Origin of the sequence: Delftia sp. JD2 (assembly GCF_001682645.1) — a bacterium.
Taxonomy (GTDB): domain Bacteria; phylum Pseudomonadota; class Gammaproteobacteria; order Burkholderiales; family Burkholderiaceae_C; genus Comamonas; species Comamonas acidovorans.
The window spans coordinates 184,865-203,061 of record NZ_LFJT01000002.1; the positions used below are offsets into that span (position 1 = coordinate 184,865).

Annotated in this window: 15 protein-coding genes; 9 read left to right on the forward strand and 6 right to left on the reverse strand. The window is 68.9% G+C overall.

Annotation, left to right across the window (positions count from 1 at the left end; genetic code table 11):
• Window positions 1-58 precede the first annotated feature (58 nt).
• Together ACM14_RS02000 and ACM14_RS02005 are read left to right on the forward strand one after the other, a co-directional pair.
• Window positions 59-802: an ABC transporter substrate-binding protein gene (locus tag ACM14_RS02000; protein ID WP_065345103.1), complete on the forward strand. Its 744-nt coding sequence runs from the start codon at window positions 59-61 to the stop codon at window positions 800-802.
• Complete coding sequence (locus tag ACM14_RS02005; protein ID WP_065345104.1) at window positions 799-1,908, forward strand: lactonase family protein; 1,110 nt, start codon at window positions 799-801, stop codon at window positions 1,906-1,908. Before ACM14_RS02000 ends, ACM14_RS02005 begins: the two co-directional genes overlap by 4 nt.
• 27 nt (window positions 1,909-1,935) lie before the next feature.
• Here the strand turns inward: ACM14_RS02005 and ACM14_RS02010 are convergent, their stop codons facing one another.
• Window positions 1,936-3,102 (reverse strand): metallophosphoesterase, encoded by a 1,167-nt coding sequence (locus ACM14_RS02010; protein ID WP_065345124.1) that lies wholly within the window; start codon window positions 3,100-3,102, stop codon window positions 1,936-1,938.
• Between the two features lie 214 nt (window positions 3,103-3,316).
• Between ACM14_RS02010 and hrpA the strand changes: the two genes are divergently transcribed.
• The 4 genes from hrpA to ACM14_RS02030 all read left to right on the forward strand — a co-directional run bounded on the left by hrpA (window position 3,317) and on the right by ACM14_RS02030 (window position 9,786).
• Window positions 3,317-7,390, forward strand: coding sequence for an ATP-dependent RNA helicase HrpA (hrpA, locus tag ACM14_RS02015; protein ID WP_065345105.1), 4,074 nt, complete (start codon window positions 3,317-3,319; stop codon window positions 7,388-7,390).
• A 266-nt stretch (window positions 7,391-7,656) separates the two neighbouring features.
• Complete coding sequence (locus tag ACM14_RS02020; protein ID WP_065345106.1) at window positions 7,657-8,307, forward strand: cysteine hydrolase family protein; 651 nt, start codon at window positions 7,657-7,659, stop codon at window positions 8,305-8,307.
• Between the two features lie 70 nt (window positions 8,308-8,377).
• Window positions 8,378-9,280, forward strand: a complete 903-nt coding sequence (locus tag ACM14_RS02025) for a LysR family transcriptional regulator (protein ID WP_065345107.1) — start codon at window positions 8,378-8,380, stop codon at window positions 9,278-9,280.
• Between the two features lie 2 nt (window positions 9,281-9,282).
• On the forward strand, window positions 9,283-9,786 hold the full coding sequence (locus tag ACM14_RS02030) for a hypothetical protein (protein ID WP_065345108.1): 504 nt from the start codon (window positions 9,283-9,285) through the stop codon (window positions 9,784-9,786).
• A gap of 1 nt (window position 9,787) precedes the next feature.
• Here the strand turns inward: ACM14_RS02030 and ACM14_RS02035 are convergent, their stop codons facing one another.
• Window positions 9,788-10,327, reverse strand: coding sequence for a pyridoxamine 5'-phosphate oxidase family protein (locus ACM14_RS02035; protein WP_065345109.1), 540 nt, complete (start codon window positions 10,325-10,327; stop codon window positions 9,788-9,790).
• Window positions 10,328-10,565: 238 nt separating this feature from the next.
• On the opposite strand from ACM14_RS02035, the gene ACM14_RS02040 reads away from it, so the two are divergent.
• From ACM14_RS02040 to ACM14_RS02050, 3 genes are all read left to right on the forward strand, one after another.
• Window positions 10,566-12,260: a long-chain fatty acid--CoA ligase gene (locus tag ACM14_RS02040; RefSeq protein ID WP_034395477.1), complete on the forward strand. Its 1,695-nt coding sequence runs from the start codon at window positions 10,566-10,568 to the stop codon at window positions 12,258-12,260.
• A 172-nt stretch (window positions 12,261-12,432) separates the two neighbouring features.
• Window positions 12,433-13,233, forward strand: coding sequence for a class D beta-lactamase (gene blaOXA / locus ACM14_RS02045; protein ID WP_065345110.1), 801 nt, complete (start codon window positions 12,433-12,435; stop codon window positions 13,231-13,233).
• A gap of 93 nt (window positions 13,234-13,326) precedes the next feature.
• On the forward strand, window positions 13,327-13,545 hold the full coding sequence (locus ACM14_RS02050; protein WP_013801743.1) for a hypothetical protein: 219 nt from the start codon (window positions 13,327-13,329) through the stop codon (window positions 13,543-13,545).
• 73 nt (window positions 13,546-13,618) lie between these two features.
• Here the strand turns inward: ACM14_RS02050 and ACM14_RS02055 are convergent, their stop codons facing one another.
• The 4 genes from ACM14_RS02055 to ACM14_RS02070 form a co-directional block, all read right to left on the reverse strand.
• The gene (locus tag ACM14_RS02055) at window positions 13,619-15,268 is read right to left on the reverse strand and encodes a PepSY domain-containing protein (RefSeq protein WP_065345111.1); all 1,650 of its coding nucleotides are present in this window, start codon (window positions 15,266-15,268) and stop codon (window positions 13,619-13,621) included.
• On the reverse strand, window positions 15,265-15,603 hold the full coding sequence (locus ACM14_RS02060; RefSeq protein ID WP_013801745.1) for a hypothetical protein: 339 nt from the start codon (window positions 15,601-15,603) through the stop codon (window positions 15,265-15,267). Before ACM14_RS02060 ends, ACM14_RS02055 begins: the two co-directional genes overlap by 4 nt.
• Window positions 15,584-15,856, reverse strand: a complete 273-nt coding sequence (locus tag ACM14_RS02065; RefSeq protein ID WP_063325716.1) for a hypothetical protein — start codon at window positions 15,854-15,856, stop codon at window positions 15,584-15,586. The genes ACM14_RS02060 and ACM14_RS02065 overlap by 20 nt, the downstream gene beginning before the upstream one ends.
• Window positions 15,857-15,938: 82 nt before the next feature.
• Window positions 15,939-18,092 (reverse strand): TonB-dependent siderophore receptor, encoded by a 2,154-nt coding sequence (locus ACM14_RS02070; protein ID WP_084027248.1) that lies wholly within the window; start codon window positions 18,090-18,092, stop codon window positions 15,939-15,941.
• Window positions 18,093-18,197: the final 105 nt, after the last annotated feature.

The window sequence follows — 18,197 nt, forward strand, 5'->3', positions numbered from 1 at the left end:
AGACAATGAAGTCTTGAAGACTGCCGCCCCTTTCCGTCTGCCAACCCGAAAGCCATCCATGAACCTTTCCTCCCAGCTGCTGTCCACCCTCGCGCCGCTTGGCCGCATCCGCGCATCCATCAACACCGGCAATCCCATCCTTGCGCGGCTGCAGGCCGATGGCCAGCCCGCAGGCGTGTCCATCGACCTGGCCCGGCGCCTTGCGCAGCAGCTGGGGCTGGAGCTGGACCTGGTGGTCTTCGATACGGCCGCCAAGTCGGTGGATGCCGTCACGCGCGAGGAGGCCGACTTCGGCTTCTTTGCCGTGGACCCCGTGCGTGGCGCGGGCATCGGCTTTACCGCGCCCTATGTGCTGATCGAGGGCAGCTACCTGGTGCGCCAGGATTCGCCGCTGACCGACAACGCCCAGGTGGACCGGGCCGGGCACACCGTGGTGGTCGGCAAGGGCAGCGCCTATGACCTGTACCTGAGCCGAGAGCTCAAGCATGCGCAGATAGAGCGCGCCGTGTCCTCGCCCGCCGTGGTGCAGACCTTTGTGGAATCGACGGCCGACGTGGCCGCCGGCGTCAAGCAGCAATTGGAGGCCGATGCCGCACGCCTGCCCGGCCTGCGCCTGCTGCCGGGCCGCTTCATGGTGATCCAGCAGGCCATGGGCCTGCCCAAGGGGCGGGGCGATGAGGCCCTGCGCGTGCTGGCGGCCTTTGTGGAGGAGGCCAAGGCTTGCGGCTTTGTGGCCGAGGCGCTGCAGCGCCATGGCATTCAGGGCGCGGCCGTCGCACCGCTGGCGGGCGCATCGGCATGAGCACCTGTGCGTCGCGCCCCCTGTACGCCTACGTGGGTTCGCGCACCACGCGCGAGCGCGACGCACGTGGCGAGGGCATCACCGTCTATCGCGTGGACGAAGCCACGGGCGGCCTGCAGCATCTGCAGACCGTGGACGGGCTTGCCAACCCCTCGTTCCTGGCGCTGGATGCAGCCGCCACCCGGCTCTACACCGTGCATGGCGATGGCCATGAGGTCAGCGTCTTCGCACGCGATACCGCAACGGGCCGCCTGGCGTTGCTGCAGACCCGGGACTGCGGCGGGCGCAACCCGGTGCACCTGGCCATCGCCCCGGGCGGACGGCAGCTGGTGGTCTCCGACCATCTGGGCGAGCCGGCTGCCAGCGACGGCCACCGGGGGTATGGCGGGCCAGGCGGTACGCTGGCCGTGATGTCGATCGCACCGGACGGGCGCCTGGGCTCCGTGCAGCAGCGGCTTGCGCTACCGGGCCAACCCGGGCCGTATCGCAAGGAGCAGCCGTTTGCCAAGCCGCACTTCAACCCCTTCTCGCCGGACGGGCGCTTCGTGCTGGTGCCTGACAAGGGGCAGGACCGGATCTTCATCTTCGCCTTCGAGCACGGGCGGCTGGTGCCTGCGCCCCAGCCCTGGCTGGACTGCCGCGAAGGCTCGGGCCCGCGGCATATCGCCTTCCATCCTGCGCTGGCCTGCGCCTATGTGGTCAACGAACTGGACAACACCGTGCTCACCTGCCGCTTCGATGCGGCCACCGGGGCGCTGCAGGGCTTGCAGATCCTGTCCACCCTGCCGGAGCGCTTTGTGGGCAACAGCCGGGCGGCGGGCATCGAGGTCTTGCGCGACGGCCGGCAGGTGCTGGTGTCCAATCGCGGCGCTGACGGCATTGCGGTCTTCGATGTCGATCCTTTGACGGGGCTGCTGCACGCCAGTGGCGGCTTCGCCTCGGGCGGGCGCACGCCGCGCTTTTTCACGGCCTCGCCCGACGGGCGCCTGCTCTATGTGCTCAACGAGGACAGCGCCAGCATCGTCTGCCATGCCCGGGATGACGTCTGGCGCCCGCTGGTCAGCACCCACTGCGCCAGCCCGGTGTGCATGGTGTTCGCGCGGTAGCCGTCCACGCTGCCCTCCGGGGCAGGATCAGGCGCCGCGCAGCACCAGCAGGTCGATGCTGGCCGGCACGCCCAGGCGCACGGCAAAGCCGGCCCACAGGCCTGCGCCGGCGCTGACGAAGAGCTTCATGGCGCCGACCTCGTACTCGCCGCGCACAAAGCCGTCGTTGGCGGGCGCCACCAGCCATTGGTCCATGCCCAGGATCAGTCCGCCGTGCGTATGGCCCGACAGCTGCAGGCCCACGCCGTGGGCAGCGTTGTCGCGGGCGGTCTTGGGCTGGTGGGCCAGCAGCAGGTGGTATTGCGCACCGGCCTCTTTGGCCTGGCGGGCCACGGTGTCGATGTCGGGCGGCACGCCTTCGGCCACGGACGGGTCGGTGTTCTGGCGCGACAGGCGGCCATAGGCCGGATCGCCGATGCCCGACAGCGCCAGGCGCGCGCCCTGCACATCGATCAGCTGCATGCGGTTTTCCAGCAGGTTCAGGCCCAGGCGGCGGAATTCGGCCATCCAGGCGTCGTAGCCGCTGTAGTACTCATGGTTGCCGGGCGCCGCCCACACGCCGTAGCGTGCCTTGAGCTGCGCCAGCGGCGCGACGTTGGCGCGGCCGCTGCCCACGTCGCCGTCCACCATGTCGCCGGGCAGCACGATGAGGTCGGGCCGCGCCTCCAGCGTGCGGTCCACGATGGTCTGCACATAGCGCGCGTTGTTGATGGGGCTGGCGTGGATGTCGGCCAGCACGGCCACGCGCAGGCCTTCCAGGCCGGTGGGCAGGCCGGGCAGGCGCAGCGTGCGTTCGTGCACCTCGGGCGGGCGCAGCGCATTGGCCACGCCCCAGGCCGACAGCAGGCCCGCCAGGGCCAGGGCGCCGGCCGTGAGCAGCGGCGCGTGCAGGCGCTGCTTCCAGTCCTCGCGCCGGGCCACGGCGGCCAGCGCCCAGAGGCCGTCGCGCAGCACGATGAAGACGGCCAGCATCAGCAGCATGGCCAGCACCCAGCCGCCCGGCACCTGCAGATAGGCCAGCGTGCGGTATTCCACCGTGCCCTCGCGCAGCAGCACCAGCAGCAGGGCGGGCGTGCAGCCCAGGGCCGCCGTGGCGACGGCCGCCATCAGGCGTGCGCGGCGCGGCATCAGGCGGACGGGCCACCACAGCCACAGGGCCAATAGCGGAATGACGAGGGCGGCAAGAGAAACCATGGGGAGCAGATCGAGGAAGGCGGGTGAGGCGGCCAGCGCCGGGCGCGGACGGCAAGGCGAGCGCCGATTGTGCGCAATGCCTTGCATGCGGCCGGCCCGCACTGGCGAAGGCCCTGGCCTGCGGGGGTTTTCATACGGGCGGCACAGGGCAGGCGTATGGAAATCTGCAGCCGCGTGGCGCCGCCGGCATGGCGCGGGGATAATCCAGCCCCTTATGCCTTTGAAGATCAGCTTCCCTGAATCCCTGCCCGTATCCGCCCGCCGTGAGGAAATCATGGAGGCCATGGACCGGCACCAGGTCATCATCGTGTGCGGCGAGACGGGCTCGGGCAAGACCACGCAGCTGCCCAAGATCGCGCTGGCGCTGGGCCGGGGCAAGGTCAACGCCACGCCCGACGACAAGGGCCAGGTGCGCGGCCACCTGATCGGCCACACGCAGCCGCGCCGCATTGCCGCCAGCTCGGTGGCCAAGCGCATTGCCGAGGAGCTGAACACGCCGCTGGGCGATGTGGTGGGCTACAAGGTGCGTTTCCAGGACCGGCTGTCCAAGGACGCCTCGGTCAAGCTGATGACGGACGGCATCCTGCTGGCCGAGACGCAGACCGACCCGCTGCTCAAGGCCTACGACACCCTCATCATCGACGAGGCCCACGAGCGCAGCCTCAACATCGACTTCCTGCTGGGCTACATCAAGCAGATCCTGCCCCGGCGCCCCGACCTCAAGGTGGTGGTGACATCGGCCACCATCGATGCCGAGCGGTTCTCCAGGCACTTCGAAGGCCCCAAGGGGCCTGCGCCGGTGATCATGGTCTCGGGCCGCACCTACCCCGTGGAGATGCGCTGGCGCCCCTTCGAGGAAAAGCGCGACCACGACCTCAACGACGCCATTGCCGAAGGCGTGGACGAGCTGTGGTCCGGCGGCGTCAGCGGCGACATCCTGGTGTTCCTGCCCGGCGAGCGCGAGATCCGCGAGGCCGCCGACCACCTGCGCAAGCACCTGGCCCAGCAGCCCGTGCTGCGCCATGCCGAGGTGCTGCCGCTGTTCTCGCGCCTGTCGCAGGCCGAGCAGGACCGCATCTTCGACAGCCACACGGGCCGGCGCATCGTGCTGGCCACCAACGTGGCCGAGACCTCGCTGACCGTGCCCGGCATCCGCTATGTGATCGATGCGGGCACGGCGCGCGTCAAGCGCTATTCCTTCCGCAGCAAGGTCGAGCAGCTGCTGGTCGAGCCCATCAGCCAGGCAGCGGCCAACCAGCGCGCGGGCCGTTGCGGCCGCGTGGCCAACGGCATCTGCATCCGCCTGTACGACGAGGCCGACTTCGGCACGCGCGCGCGCTTCACCGACCCAGAAATCCTGCGCTCCTCGCTGGCCGGCGTCATCCTGCGCATGAAGTCGCTGGGCCTGGGCGACGTGGTGAATTTCCCCTTCCTTGAATCGCCCTCGGGCCGCGCCATTGCCGACGGCTACCAGCTGCTGGGCGAGCTGGGCGCCGTGGACGAGCGCGGCGAGCTGCTGCCCATGGGCCGCGAGCTGTCGCGCCTGCCGCTGGACCCGCGCGTGGGCCGCATGATCCTGGAGGCGCGCACGCGCGGTGCCGTGGCCGAGGTGCTGGTCATCGCCTCCGCCCTGTCCGTGCAGGACGTGCGCGACCGGCCGCTGGAGGCCCAGCAGCAGGCCGACCAGCAGCACGCCAAGTTCGACGACGAGAAAAGCGAATTCAGCGGCTACCTGCGCCTGTGGAAATGGCTGCAGGATGCGCGTAGCGGCAAGGTGGTGGCCAAGAGCCGCAAGGAAATGGCCACGGCCCAGGCGCCTGCCGCCAAGCCATCGGCGCGCAATGCCGCCTTCCTGCCCGTGGCCCAGCGCAGCGGCGGGCAGAGCGTGGCCGCCCCGGCGGCCGAGGCGCTGGCGGCCTTCCATCCGCAGGACACCGGTCCCGGCACGGATGACGAGCCCTCGCACAAGCTCAGCAACCGCCAGTGGGAGCAGCTGCTGCGCCAGAACTTCATCAACATCCGCCGCGTGCGCGAATGGCGCGACATCCACTCGCAGCTGCTGACCGTGGTCAACGAGCACAAGTGGAAGATCAACACCGAGGCCGCAGGCTACGACGCCGTGCACCTGTCCATGCTGTCCGGCCTGCTGGGCAACCTGGGCTACAAGGGCGATGAAAGCGACGCCTACCTGGGCGCGCGCGGCATCCGCTTCTACCCGCACCCGGGCGCCCACCTGTCCAAGAAGCCGGGGCGCTGGATCGTTGCGGCCGAGCTGGTGGAAACCTCGCGCCTGTACGGCCGGGGCATTGCCGCCATCGATCCGCAGTGGCTGGAGGAAGTCGGCGCCCACCTGCTCAAGAAGCAGCTGCTCGATCCGCACTGGTCCAAGAACCAGGCCGATGTGGTGGCGCTGGAGCGCGCCACGCTCTATGGCCTGGTGGTCTACAACGGCCGCCGCATGAGCTATGGCCGCATCGATCCGCAGTCCGCGCGCGAGATCTTCATCCGCCAGGCCCTGGTGGAGGGGCAGTGGGATACGCGCTGGCACTTCCTGCCCGCCAACCTCAAGCTGGTGCGCAAGGTCGAGGAGCTGGAGCACAAGAGCCGCCGCCAGGACGTGCTGGTCGATGACGAGCTGATCTACGCCTTCTACGACCAGCAGATCCCCAAGGACGTGTTCAGCGGCGCCACCTTCGACCATTGGTTCCGCGAGGCGGCCAAGGAAAACGCCGACCTGCTGCGCCTGTCGCGCGACGAACTGATGCGCCACGAGGCGGCCGGCATCACCACCCAGGCCTTTCCCAAGGTGGTCAAGCTCGGCGGCGTGGACTGCACGGCCAGCTACCTGCACAGCCCCGGCGACGCGCGCGACGGCATCACCGTCACCGTGCCGCTGTTCGTGCTCAACCAGGTCAGCGACGAGCGCGTGGAATGGCTGGTGCCCGGCATGCTCAAGGACAAGCTCCAGGCCCTGCTCAAGAGCCTGCCGCAGCGCCCGCGCAGCCGCTTCGTGCCCCTGCCCGAAAGCGCCCAGCGCCTGGCCGAACTCTTCACCACGCCCGAACGCTGGGGCCAGGGATCGCTGATCGATGCCCTGCTCAAGCAGGTGCGCGACGAGACCTCGCTGGACGTCAAGCGCGCCGACTTCAAGCTGGACATGCTCAGCCCGCACCTGTTCATGAACTTCCGCATCACGGACGAGCATGGACGCCAGCTGGGCCAGGGCCGCAACCTGGGCGCGCTCAAGGCCGAACTGGGCGCCAAGGCGCGCGGCGCCTTCCAGGCGCTGGCCGCGCTGAAGGTGGCGTCGGTCACGGAGGCCCCTTCTGCACCCGCTGCCACCGCGCCCGAAGCCGGCAGGAAGCCTGCGCCCGCTGCCAAGGCGGAAAAGCCCGACCAGGCCACGCCTGCCAGGAATGCCAAGCCCAGCCAGCCCGCCGACAGCCGCTACAAGGAATGGAGTTTTGGCGAGCTGCCCGAGCTGATGGAGATCGGCCGGGGCGGGCAGACGCTGATCGGCTTCCCTGCGCTGATCGACCATGGCGATGCCGTCGGCATCGAGGTCTTCGACGAGCCCGAGGTTGCGGCCGCACGCCACCGCGTGGGCCTGCGCCGCCTGTTCGCGCTGCAGATCCGCGACGCGCTCAAGTACCTGGAAAAGAACATTCCAGACCTGCAGAAGATGGCCGTCGCCTACATGCCGCTGGGCACGCAGGAGGAACTGCGCGAGCAGATCATCGACGTGGCCATAGACCGCGCCTTCCTGCAGGAGCCGCTGCCCACCAACGACGCGCAGTTCAAGCAGCGCGTGCAGGACGGACGCGGCCGGCTGACGCTGATCGCCAACGAGGTGGCGCGCATGGCCTCCACCATCCTGGTCGAGTACGCGGCGGCGCAGCGCAAGATCAAGGACACCAAGAACGCGCCTGACGCCACGGCCGACGCCGCCCAGCAACTGCAGCGCCTGGTGCCCAAGAACTTCATCGCGGCCGCGCCCTGGACCCAGCTGCAGCACTACGCGCGCTACCTCAAGGCCATCACCAGCCGCCTGGACAAGTACCGCGCCGACCCTGCGCGCGACGCCAGCCGCCTGACCGAGCTGCGCCCGCTGGAGCAGCGCTACTGGCGCCTGGTGGCCGAGCGCAAGGGCCACATCGACGCGCGCATGCAGGAGTACCGCTGGATGCTGGAGGAGCTGCGCGTGAGCTTCTTCGCCCAGGAGCTGCGCACGCCGTACCCGGTCAGCATCAAGCGGCTGGACAAGGTCTGGCAGCAGCTGCAGAACTAGCGCCGTGCCGGCCTGCGGCCCTTTCTTGAGCGGGAGGGCCGCAGGCCATGTTTCAATGCGGCATCGCCGGCTTCACCGGCACGCGGCCGGTTGGAGCGATGCAAGGCCCAAGGCCGTATGCGCCATCACAGAGATGGGGCATTTTTCAAAGCACGGGCGATCTGTGCAGAACCTGCACAGATGCTGGCCGCTCCATGGCGTTGCGGCGGGGCCTGTGCGTTTCTAGACTGCAGGCATCAACCACTTCCCGTTTTCAGGAGCACTGCATGTCACTCGCAGAACAGGCCAGCCAGGCCACCCAATCCACCAGCCATCCCACCCTCCGCGCCCTGTCCGGCGCGCCGGGGCGCAGCCAGTTGCCACGGGGTGCCACGGCGCTGCTGGTCATCGACTTCCAGAACGAGTACTTCAGCGGCCGCCTGCCCATCCCGCGCGGCCCGCAGGTCCTGGAGCAGGCCCGGCGCCTGCTGCAATGGGCCGATGCCGGGCAGGTTGCCGTGTTCCACATCCAGCACATTGCCCCTGAAGGTGCGCCCGTGTTCGCCATCAATGGCAGCGCCGTCCAGTTCCACCCCGGCCTGCAGCCGCGCGCGGGCGACACCGTGGTGCAAAAGCGCAGCGTCAGCGCCTTCGTCGGCACCGACCTGGCCGACCAGCTGCGCGCGCGTGGCATCACCACCGTGGTCATCTGCGGCCTCATGACCCACGCCTGCGTGGCCGGCGCCGCACGCGATGCCGCGCCGCTGGGCTTCGAGGTCATCGTGGCCAGCGATGCCGTGGCCACACGTGCCATCACGCGCAGCAACGGCGAATCCGTGGACGCCGACAGCCTGCACCGTGCCGCGCTGGCCGAGATCGAGGATGTGTTCGGCGATGTGCTGTCCACGGACGGCATCCTGGAGCTGGCGCTGCGCTGAGCGGGCTGGGCGGGCTGGGCGGCATCAGCGGTCCATGCTCCACAATTCCCGCCAAAGGAGTGCATGAGCAATGGACAGATGGCAAGCCATGCGGGTGTTCTGCGGCGTGGTGGACGCGCAGGGTTTCACGGCGGCCCAGGACCGGCTGGGCATGACGCATTCCACGGCGTCGCGCCATGTCAAATGGCTGGAGTCGGAGCTGGGCACGCAGCTGCTGCAGCGCAATTCGCGCGGGCTGAGCCTGACCGATGCGGGGCGCAGCTACTACCAGAGCTGTGTGCAGTTGCTGGAGCAGCTCGATGCGGCCGAGGCCGCGCTGGCGCAGCGTCGTGCGCGCGTGGCGGGTGTGTTGCGCATCACGCTGCCGCTGGCCGTGGGCGCCATCGAGCTGGGCGACTGGCTGCCCGAGTTCGAGCAGCAATTCCCCGATCTGGAGCTGCAGCTGCTGTGCACCGACCGGCTGGTGGACCTGGTGGCCGAGGGCGTGGATGCGGCCGTGCGCATCAGCCGCCAATTGCCGGACAGCGGGCTGCAAGCGCGGCTGCTCACGCATTCGCCGCTGGTGCTGGTGGCGTCGCCCGCCTACCTGATGCGCCAGGGCGTGGTGCAGGCGCCCGGGCAATTGGCCGAGCACCGCGCGCTGGCCTTTGCGGCGGGCCCGGCCCCATTGCGCTGGAGTGTGGTGTCCGGGCAGGGCGCCGTGACCGAGGTGCAGCCGCACACGGCGCTGCGCACCGATTCAGTGGCCACCATCTTCGAGGCCGCACGCGCAGGCCGGGGCATTGCGGCGCTGACCTGGCATACCGTGCGCTCGGCCGTGGAGCGCGGCCAGCTGGTGCGGGTGCTGCCCTGTTTTCATCTGGGGCAGTACAGCTACCACGCGCTGTATCCGCGCACGCGGCATCTGCGCCCGGCCGTGCGCGCGTTTGTGGATTTCATGGCGCGGCGCTATCGGCAGGGGCCAGGCGGCTGAGCATGGTCTTCTGGAGCCGGCCACTGGATGCGCAGGAGCAGGCCTTTGTGCGCACGCATTTCGGCGCCTCGCTCGATGCGCTGCTGCCGCGCCTGCGCCTGTACCAGCGGCGGCTGGGCGATACGCGCAGGGCGCTGTCCATGAATGGCGGGCGCATCTTCATGCCGCGCGCCTTCTTCACGCAGTCCGATCCGCGCCAGCCGCTGCGCCTGTCGCATCCGCAGATCGCAGGCATCTTTGCCCATGAGCTGCTGCACCAGTGGCAGCGCCTGCAGGGCATGCCCGTGACGCGGCAGGCCGCCTGGCTGCAGTTCAAGGCGCTGTGCACGCGCAGCGATCCGTATGCCTATGAGCGCTGCGATGATCCCCGGCGCATGCTGCAGCGCTTTGTCCATGCCCAGGTGGAGCAGCAGGGCCAGATGTGGGAGGACCATGTGCGCGCCTGCGTGGCGGGGCAGGGCGATGCGGCGGGCGCCCTGATCGCGGCCCACGTGCGGGGCGCGTGAGTCAGCTGGCCTGGATGCTCAGTGCTTCGATCAGGTCATGGGCCGACACATCGCGCGCCGCGCCAAAGCCCGCCACGTGCCGGGCGATGGATGGCGTGATGCAGACAAAGCGGAAGTCGCCCAGATCGGTCATGAACGCGGCTTCGGGGAAGCGCAGCACATAGCTGTCGCGCGCGCCATCGGCCAGCACGCTGCCGGGCGGCGGTGTGCTGGCCACGCCTTCAATGGCCACGCGCTCCAGTGCATGCACGCCCTCGCCGTCCACTTCGGCCGCGCACACCAGCAGGCTGACGGCCGGGTGCAACTCCATGGCCCGCGTGTGCGCTGCCAGTGCGCTGACGTGCAGCACAAAGCAGCCAAACTGCGCATTCCAGGCCCAGGGCACCATGGACAGCCGGGGAGCGGGCAGTGCATCGCCAGCCCCGGGGGCAGGGGAGTCGGCGGGCTGGGTGGCCAGGGCCGCGCTGCGGTGGCGGGCCAGCAGATCGCGCAGCGACAGCTGCAGGCGGGACAGGTGGGGCATGGCGGGCGTGGAGGGCATGGCGCCATCGTACCTGTGGCGTACCTGTGGCGTACTTAAGGCGTGCCCGTGGCCGGCTTGCGAAAGCACAAGGCGAGTTGCGGTGCCAGCGGTATGCCATGGGCGCTCAAGCGTCACTTTGGCGACGATCTCCTGGGGCCTTCCCCAATGCCGGGAAGCGGGTGTGGGCCTAGCCTCGCTGGCAAGGCGGATTGCCGCCGTCCCTTCCACTCACCGACACTTCAAAGCCCATCCACCCATGCCCTCCCAGCCCGCGCACCACGCTTTCTGGCCCAGCCGCCTGCCCCATTCCATCACCGTGCCCGCTACCAGCGTCTGGGACAACCTGGCCGTCAATGCGCGACGCTACCCGGACAAGGCAGCCATCCGCTACTTCGGCAGCTCCATCAGCTACCGCGAGCTGTGCGAGGGCACGGAGCGCATGGCGGCCTACCTGCACAGCCTGGGCGTGCAGCGCGGCGACCGCGTCATTTTGCTGATGCAGAACACGCCGCAACTCATCCTGGCGCACTACGCCATCTTCCGCGCCAATGCGGTGGTGGTGCCGGTCAACCCCATGAACATGGCCGAGGAGCTCAGGCACTACATCACCGACGCCGACGCCAAGGTCGCCATCACCACGGCCGACCTGGCCCCCGAACTGGCCAAGGCCAGCAATGCGCTGGCGCCCGGCCAGCGGCTGGAGCACCTGGTCGTCACCCAGTTCACGGACGCCTTCGATGCCGGGGTGCAGGGCGACGACGCCCCGCCCGTGCAGTGGCACGACTGGCTGCTCACCCGGCGTGAGCCGGCCGTGCTCGATGGCGGCAGCGTCCACACCTGGCAGCAGGCCCTGGCCTGCACCGAAGCCGCGCCGCCCCATGTGGTGGGCCGCGACGACATGGCCGTGCTGCCCTACACCAGCGGCACCACGGGCCACCCCAAGGGCTGCATGCACCCGCACCGCTCCATCAACCACAACGCCGTGGCGGGCAGCTACTGGGGCAGCGGCACCAGCGAGACCGTGGTCCTGGCCGTCGTGCCCATGTTCCACATCACGGGTATGGTCTCGGTGCTGCACACGGCCATCTTCGTGGGCGCCACCCTGGTCGTCATGCCGCGCTGGGACCGCGAGCTGGCGGGGCGGCTGATCTCTCGCTACCAGGTCACCAGCTGGACCAACATCCCCACCATGGTCATCGACCTGCTGGGCAGCCCCAACTTTGCGCAGTTCGACCTCACCAGCCTCAAGTACATCGGCGGCGGCGGTGCGGCCATGCCACAGGCCGTGGCCCAGCGCCTGCTGGAGCAATACGGCCTGCGCTTCAGCGAGGGCTACGGCCTGACCGAGACGGCCGCGCCCACGCACAGCAACCCGTTCGAGCATCCCAAGCAGCAATGCCTGGGCATTCCCTTCATGAGCACCGAGGCGCGTGTCATCGACCCCGAAACCGGCGCCGATGTCCCGCAGGGCGAGCAGGGCGAAATCGTCGTCCACGGCCCCGAGGTCTTCGACGGCTACTGGAAGCGGCCCGACGCCACGGCCCAGGTCTTCATGGAGATCGACGGCAAGCGCTTCTTTCGCACCGGCGACCTGGGCCACGTGGACGAGGACGGCTACTACTTCATCACCGACCGCCTCAAGCGCATGATCAACGCCAGCGGCTTCAAGGTCTGGCCGGCCGAGGTCGAATCGCTGATGTTCCGCCACCCCGCCATCCAGGAGGCCTGCGTGATCTCCACGCGAGACGCCTACCGCGGCGAGTCGGTCAAGGCGGTCGTCGTGCTGCGTGCCGGCAAGGAAGACACCACGGCCGAGGACATCATCCAGTGGTGCCGCGAGAACATGGCCGTCTACAAGGCGCCCAAGATCGTGCAGTTCGTCAAGGCCCTGCCCAAGAGCGGCAGCGGCAAGGTGATGTGGCGGCAGCTGCAGGAGGCGGAGGCCGGCTGACCGGCCCTCAGGGCCTCAAAACCTGAAGCCCTTGCCCTCGGCGCGTTCCTGACGCGGCCGCCGAGGACGCTGTGGGGATGTTTGCTGCATGGGCGTTGCGAAGGCTGCGCGCGCATCTATGATCGCGCGCCAGACACTAACACTGCATCAGACAGCACACAGTACACAGCACATGCTTGGATTTCCTGGGTCCGCTGCCACGGTCGTGGCAGCATTTTTTTGCCTTCCCGCTTGCGCGCACGAACTGTGCACCATCGTCGCCGACGCCGACACGGGCCAGTCCCTGGTGCACAGCGGCCCGGCCTGTGCCGAGCGCGTCACGCCGGCCTCCACCTTCAAGATCGCCATCAGCCTGATGGGCTATGACGCCGGCATCCTGCAGGACGAGTCCCGGCCTGCGTGGCCGTACCAACCGGAGTATCCGGACTGGGGCGGCGATGCCTGGCGGCGCGAGATCACGCCCCAGGCTTGGATGAAGGACTCGGTGTTCTGGTACTCGCAGCAGGTGGCGCGGGAGCTGGGCCAACAGCGGTTTGGCGCCTACGTGAGGGCCTTCCAGTACGGCAACGAGGATGTCTCCGCCGTTGCCGTGGCCCATCCCGGCCACAACGGCGCGTGGGTGGTGTCCTCGCTGCGCATCTCGGCGGCCGAGCAGGTGGCCTTCATGCGCAAGATCGTGCGCCGGGAACTGTCTGTGAGCAGTCAGGCCATCGACATGACTGCGCGCATCACCCGGCACCCCGTGCCTGTGGACGGCTGGACCGTGCATGGCAAGACCGGCACCGGGTCGCCCGGCAGCGACAACCGCTACGATGCCAGCCGGGCCTACGGCTGGTATGTGGGCTGGGCCACCAAGGACCAGCGCAGGCTGGTGTTCGCCACACTGATCCAGGATGAGCAGGCGCAAAAGCCCAATGCCGGCTTGCGCGCACGCGATGCCCTGCTGCAGCGACTGCCTGCCGCGGACCGCTGACAATGCACGGGCGTTTCCTTTCCGCACCTCGCCCACATATCTCCCGCACATTTCCCGCACATCTCCCGCACAAGAGCGACAGACCGACACCCGATGAAGACCATTGACGAAATGCTGAACCTGGACCTGCTCACCCCCGAGCAGCACGTTGAGATCAGCGACTGGATTGCCCGCGCGAACTCCCCCGAGGAAATACTGCAGATGCCCGCCCCTCTTTGGCAGGCCGTGGAGCGGGCCAGCGAGGCCATGGGCGTCAATGCCGATCTTCTGCGGCCGCCCTCGCTGGATGCGGGCGGCGCCATTTTCGGATAGACCCAGCAGCGGGGATGGGCCGGCCCACCAGGCAACCGGCCCACCTGCGCACTCCCATGGCGTGCCGGCCAGGTCAGCTGGCCGGTGCCGGTGAGTCCTTGGTGTCCTGATGCGCCGGCCTGTCGCGCGGCGCGGACCACACGCTGTCCTGCGGGCCGCTGCGCGTGCGCCGTGCCGTGGCACGCGCCATCCAGGCCAGGGCCAGCACGCCGGCCACGGCCGTCAGGTCCAGGCCGATCAGCGAGGTGTCCACCCACGCGCCGGTGCCTGGCGCCAGCCAGCCCACCAGCGATGACAGCGCGATCGCGGCCGTGCAGGCAGCGGCCAGCCACAGCAAGGCCGGGGCCGCGCGTGCCGCGCCGCGCACGAAGGCCCAGGCCATGCTGGTGAAGAACACGGCGTAGTAAATGCCCATGTGCCATGCGGCCAGGTCATCGACGCGGCCCGGCAGCCACTTGGCGGCGGCAATGGTGGCGGAAATGCCGGCCACGCAGCCCAGGCAGACGCCGACGGTGGCCGAGGCCATGAGGGCCGTGTCGCGCCGCTGCACGGGCAAGTCTGCGCCTTTGCGCTGGGCCTTGCGCCGCGTCTCCACCCACAGCAGATTGCCGCCGTAGAACAGCCACGCGCCTGCCAGGCCCAGCAGGAAGTACAGCCACCAGACCGCGAGTCCGCCGAAGGAGGCCATGTGCAGCGCGAAGAAGCTGCTGATGAACAGGTTGGGCGTGCTCTGTCCGCCTGACAGGTAGTCGGCCGAGAGCAGCTTGCCGCTGTACGGATCGAGCATGGCAAAGCCGCCCACGGCGCGCGGCGATACGGCCTGGGGATTCCTGCCCCAGACGCGCACGGTGGGCTTGGGGCCGGTGACCTGGGCGTACTGCAGTCTTTCGGGCTCGAAGCCGGGCGCGGCGGCCTTGACGATCTCCACCAGTCGGGAGGGCGTGAGCATGTCGGCCGGATTGCGTGCCGGCGCGTCCGGGGCCTTGCCCGAGGGGCGCGCAAAGGTCTGGGCCCATTGGCCTTCGTGGATCAGCCTGTCCTGCACGTCGAAGATCTGGTCGTGGTAGGCGAAGACCACGGCGCTCAGGGCCATGACGATGTGAAAGGGCAGGCTGACGATGCCCACCACGTTGTGCGCGTCCAGCCACATGCGCTTGAGGTTCCTGCCCACGCGCAGGGCGAAGAAGTCCTTGACCAGCGAGGGCAGCAGGATCACCACGCCCGACACCAGGGCCAGGAAGTACAGGGCCGAGATCGCGCCCATGATCCAGCGGTTGGGGTCCGAGTCCACGGGCAGGCCGACCACGCGGTGCAGCACGTCGATGAACTCCACCAGGCGGGACGGGCGCTGCTCGCTGATCTGCACGCTGCCGTCGGCCGACAGCTGGGCCGTGTAGTGGCGTACGGCGCTTTCGTCATGGTCGTCGGCCTTGGGATCGCGCACCTGCCATTGCAGGCGCGGTATGGCGTTGTCGCCCTGCAGCTGCACGATGGCGCCGCGCGCGGCCGCCGGCGTGCTGGCCAGGGTCCGGGCGATCAACGGCTGCACCTCGTCCATGGGCACGGCCTGCACCACGGCGGAAGGCGGCGTGGACCATCGCCGGATGGGTTCCTTGAACACCGTCAGCGCACCCGCGTAGAAGGCGATGAACAAGGCCATGCCGCTGAGGATGCCCGTCCAGGTGTGTACGGATTTGTAGATGCGGATGTAGTCGGCTCTCATGACAGGCCTCCTGCGCTGCTGTGCATTGCCGCGCGCACCAGCCACCAGGCGGCCAGGGCCAGCGCGTTGGCCCCGCCCAGCCAGGCCCAGGCGCGCAGGCCGCTGGAGAAGAAATACACCAGGGACTGCACCAGCAGCCAGACCGGCGGCACCAGCCACATGACCAGCTGCCCGCTCACCGCCAGCGGCATGCCGTGCAGCAGGGCGGCCAGCAGGCCACTGGCGCTGATCGCCAGGCCCGGCCCCAGCAGCAGGCCGGCCAGGGTCTTGGAGATCCAGTCCGGCCGGATGGGGGCCGGCTTGCGCGGGCGGGCCTCAGGGTGTGCGTCGGCCATGGAACAGCGCTCCGATATAGGGCAGCAGGGCGAAGGCCAGCATCAGCAGGGTGAGCCAGGTGAACGTGGCGGCCAGCGTCCGCATGTCCTGGGCGAATGCCAGCCAGCCCGCTGCGAGCAGGCCGCCACCGGCCAGGAGGGCAGGCCGGCGCGGCCAGGCGGCGGCCCACAGCCTCTGGTTGGGCGAGGCGGCGTAGATGCACAGGCAGGCCAGCGAGGTGGCAAGCAGGCCGGCGACGGTGAAGAGCGGCATGGAAATTCGATCGTGGGAAGCAAAAGACCCGGCGGGACACAACATGCGCCCCGCCGGGTGGCCCGCGCAGTGCGTCAGGCGGTCAGAACGACACGGTGGCCGACAGCCGGAAGGTGCGCGGTGCGCCGGGCATGACGAAGCCGTCGGTGAACATGCCGATCCAGTAGTTCTTGTCCGTCACGTTCTCCACGCTGGCATTGAAGCGCACGGGCGTGGCGCCGAACCTGGTCTCGTACTTGGCCATCAGGTCGAAGCGGTTCCAGGCCGGGGCGCGCAGCTTGTTGCCGGAGTCCACCCACTGCGAGCCGGTGTACAGCACGCGGCCGCCGACCGACAGGCCCTGCACGGGCGTTTCCCAGTCGATGCCGATGCGCGCGCGCAGCTTGGGCACGCCGTAGTTCTCACGGCCGGAGTTGATCTGGCGCGACTTGATGTACTCCACCCCACCCAGCAGCGACAGCGTCTGCGTGAGCTTGCCGAAGGCGCTCCACTCCAGGCCCTTGAGGCGCTGCTCGCCATCGAGCACCTGGGCATTGCCGCTGTTGGTGATGATGGACGGCTTTTCGATGCGGAAGGCGCTCAGCGTGTGCGTGGTCTGGCCCGCCTGCAGCTTCACGCCCACCTCGCCCTGCTTGGTCTGCATGGGCGCCAGGGTCTCGCCGGTGTTGGCAAAGCCCGCGCCCACGGTGCGGCCGGGCTCCAGGCCTTCGGTGTAGTTGGCGTACAGCGAGACGTTGTCGCCCCAGGGCCGCACGACCAGGCCGGCCATGGGCGAGACGCGGCTCTTGCTGTAGTTGGACGACACGCCGTTGACCAGCGGCGTCTTTACCGTCTGGTGGCGTGCGCCCAGCGTCAGCAGCACCTTGTCGTTGGCGAAGCTCATCACGTCGGCCAGGGCCAGCGAGCGGAATTCGTTCTCGGTGGTGTAGCCCTTCCACTGCGGCGCGCCCGGGAAGGTGGGCGTCGTCGGCTCGTACATGTTGGTGGTGTAGCAGTAGTTGCAGGCCGTGTTGTAGGTGCCTTCCTTGTGCTTGAGGATGTTGAACGACAGTTGCAGACGGTGCTGCACGCTGCCCGTGCTCAGCTTGCCGATGACGCCGGCCTCGGCCGTGCGGCGCTCGGACTCGGTGTGCACGTTGTAGATGGCGCCGCGCGTGGTGCCGTCCAGGCCCGTGACGATGGCGCGGGTGCCGAACAGCAGGCCCTTGCCCTGCGCCTCGGAGGCGCCGAAGGCGAAATAGCCCTGCCAGTTCTGCGTGAAGTCCACCTCGGCACGCGCCAGCAGGCCGCTGTTGTCGTACTGGCCGTGGGTGCCGCGGAACATGTTCACGTCGCCGCTGGGCGGTGCCAGCAGCCGGCCCACGCCGGGGATGGCCGCGCTGCCCAGGAAGCTGAACATGCCCGGGCTGCCGCCGTCGATCTTGGTGATGCTGTTGTACAGGTCCAGCGAGAAGCGGGCCCTGTCGCCCAGGTAGTCCAGGCCCAGGGCGCCCACGCGGCGCTTCTGGCTCTCATCCTTGGCGCCCATGTCGCCCGAGCCGTAGACGCCGTTGAAGCGCAGGCCCAGCCGCTGCTCGGGGCCGAAGCGCCGGCCCACGTCGGCATGCATCTGCAGGTAGGAGTCCGAGACGTAGGTGGCCGTCAGGTCCGCCATGGGCTGGGCCAGCGCGCGCTTGGTGACCATGTTGACGGAGCCGGCCACGCTGGCCAGCGGCGGCATGCCGGACAGCAGCACGTTGGGGCCGCGCATCACCTCCACGCGCTCGAACATCTCGATGGGCACCGAATTGGCTGGCGCCACGCCGTACAGGCCGTTGGTGGCGATGTCCATGGCCGTCACATCCAGGCCGCGCAGGTTGAAGTTCTGCAGCAGGTGTCCCTTGTTGGTGGTGAAGACCACGGCCGCATCGTTTTCCAGCACATCCTGCAGCGACAGGGCGGACCAGTCCTCGGCCAGCTCGCGGGTGTAGGCGTTGACATGCACCGGCGCGTCCACGATGGAGGTGGCGCCCAGAATGCCCAGGCGTGCACCCTTGGCGGCCTTGCGCCCCGGTGCCAGCGTGGGCAGGTCCTCGCGCTCGTACTTGTCGCGCACGTCGATCTGCGACAGCGTCGGCGTCGTTGCGGTCGGCGCCTGCGCTTCATCCTGTGCGATCGCCGTGGACCCGGCGCCGGCGGCCAGCATGGCCAGAACAATGGAGTTGAACCGCAGCGCGCGGCCGTTGGTGGTGTGCATGGACTGGACTCTTGATGTTGTAGATATCAATGAGAATCAGTCTTAATTATATTTACGGATTTAGTTAGCATGGGAAGTTGTTGTATCCACGCATCGTCCGGCGGG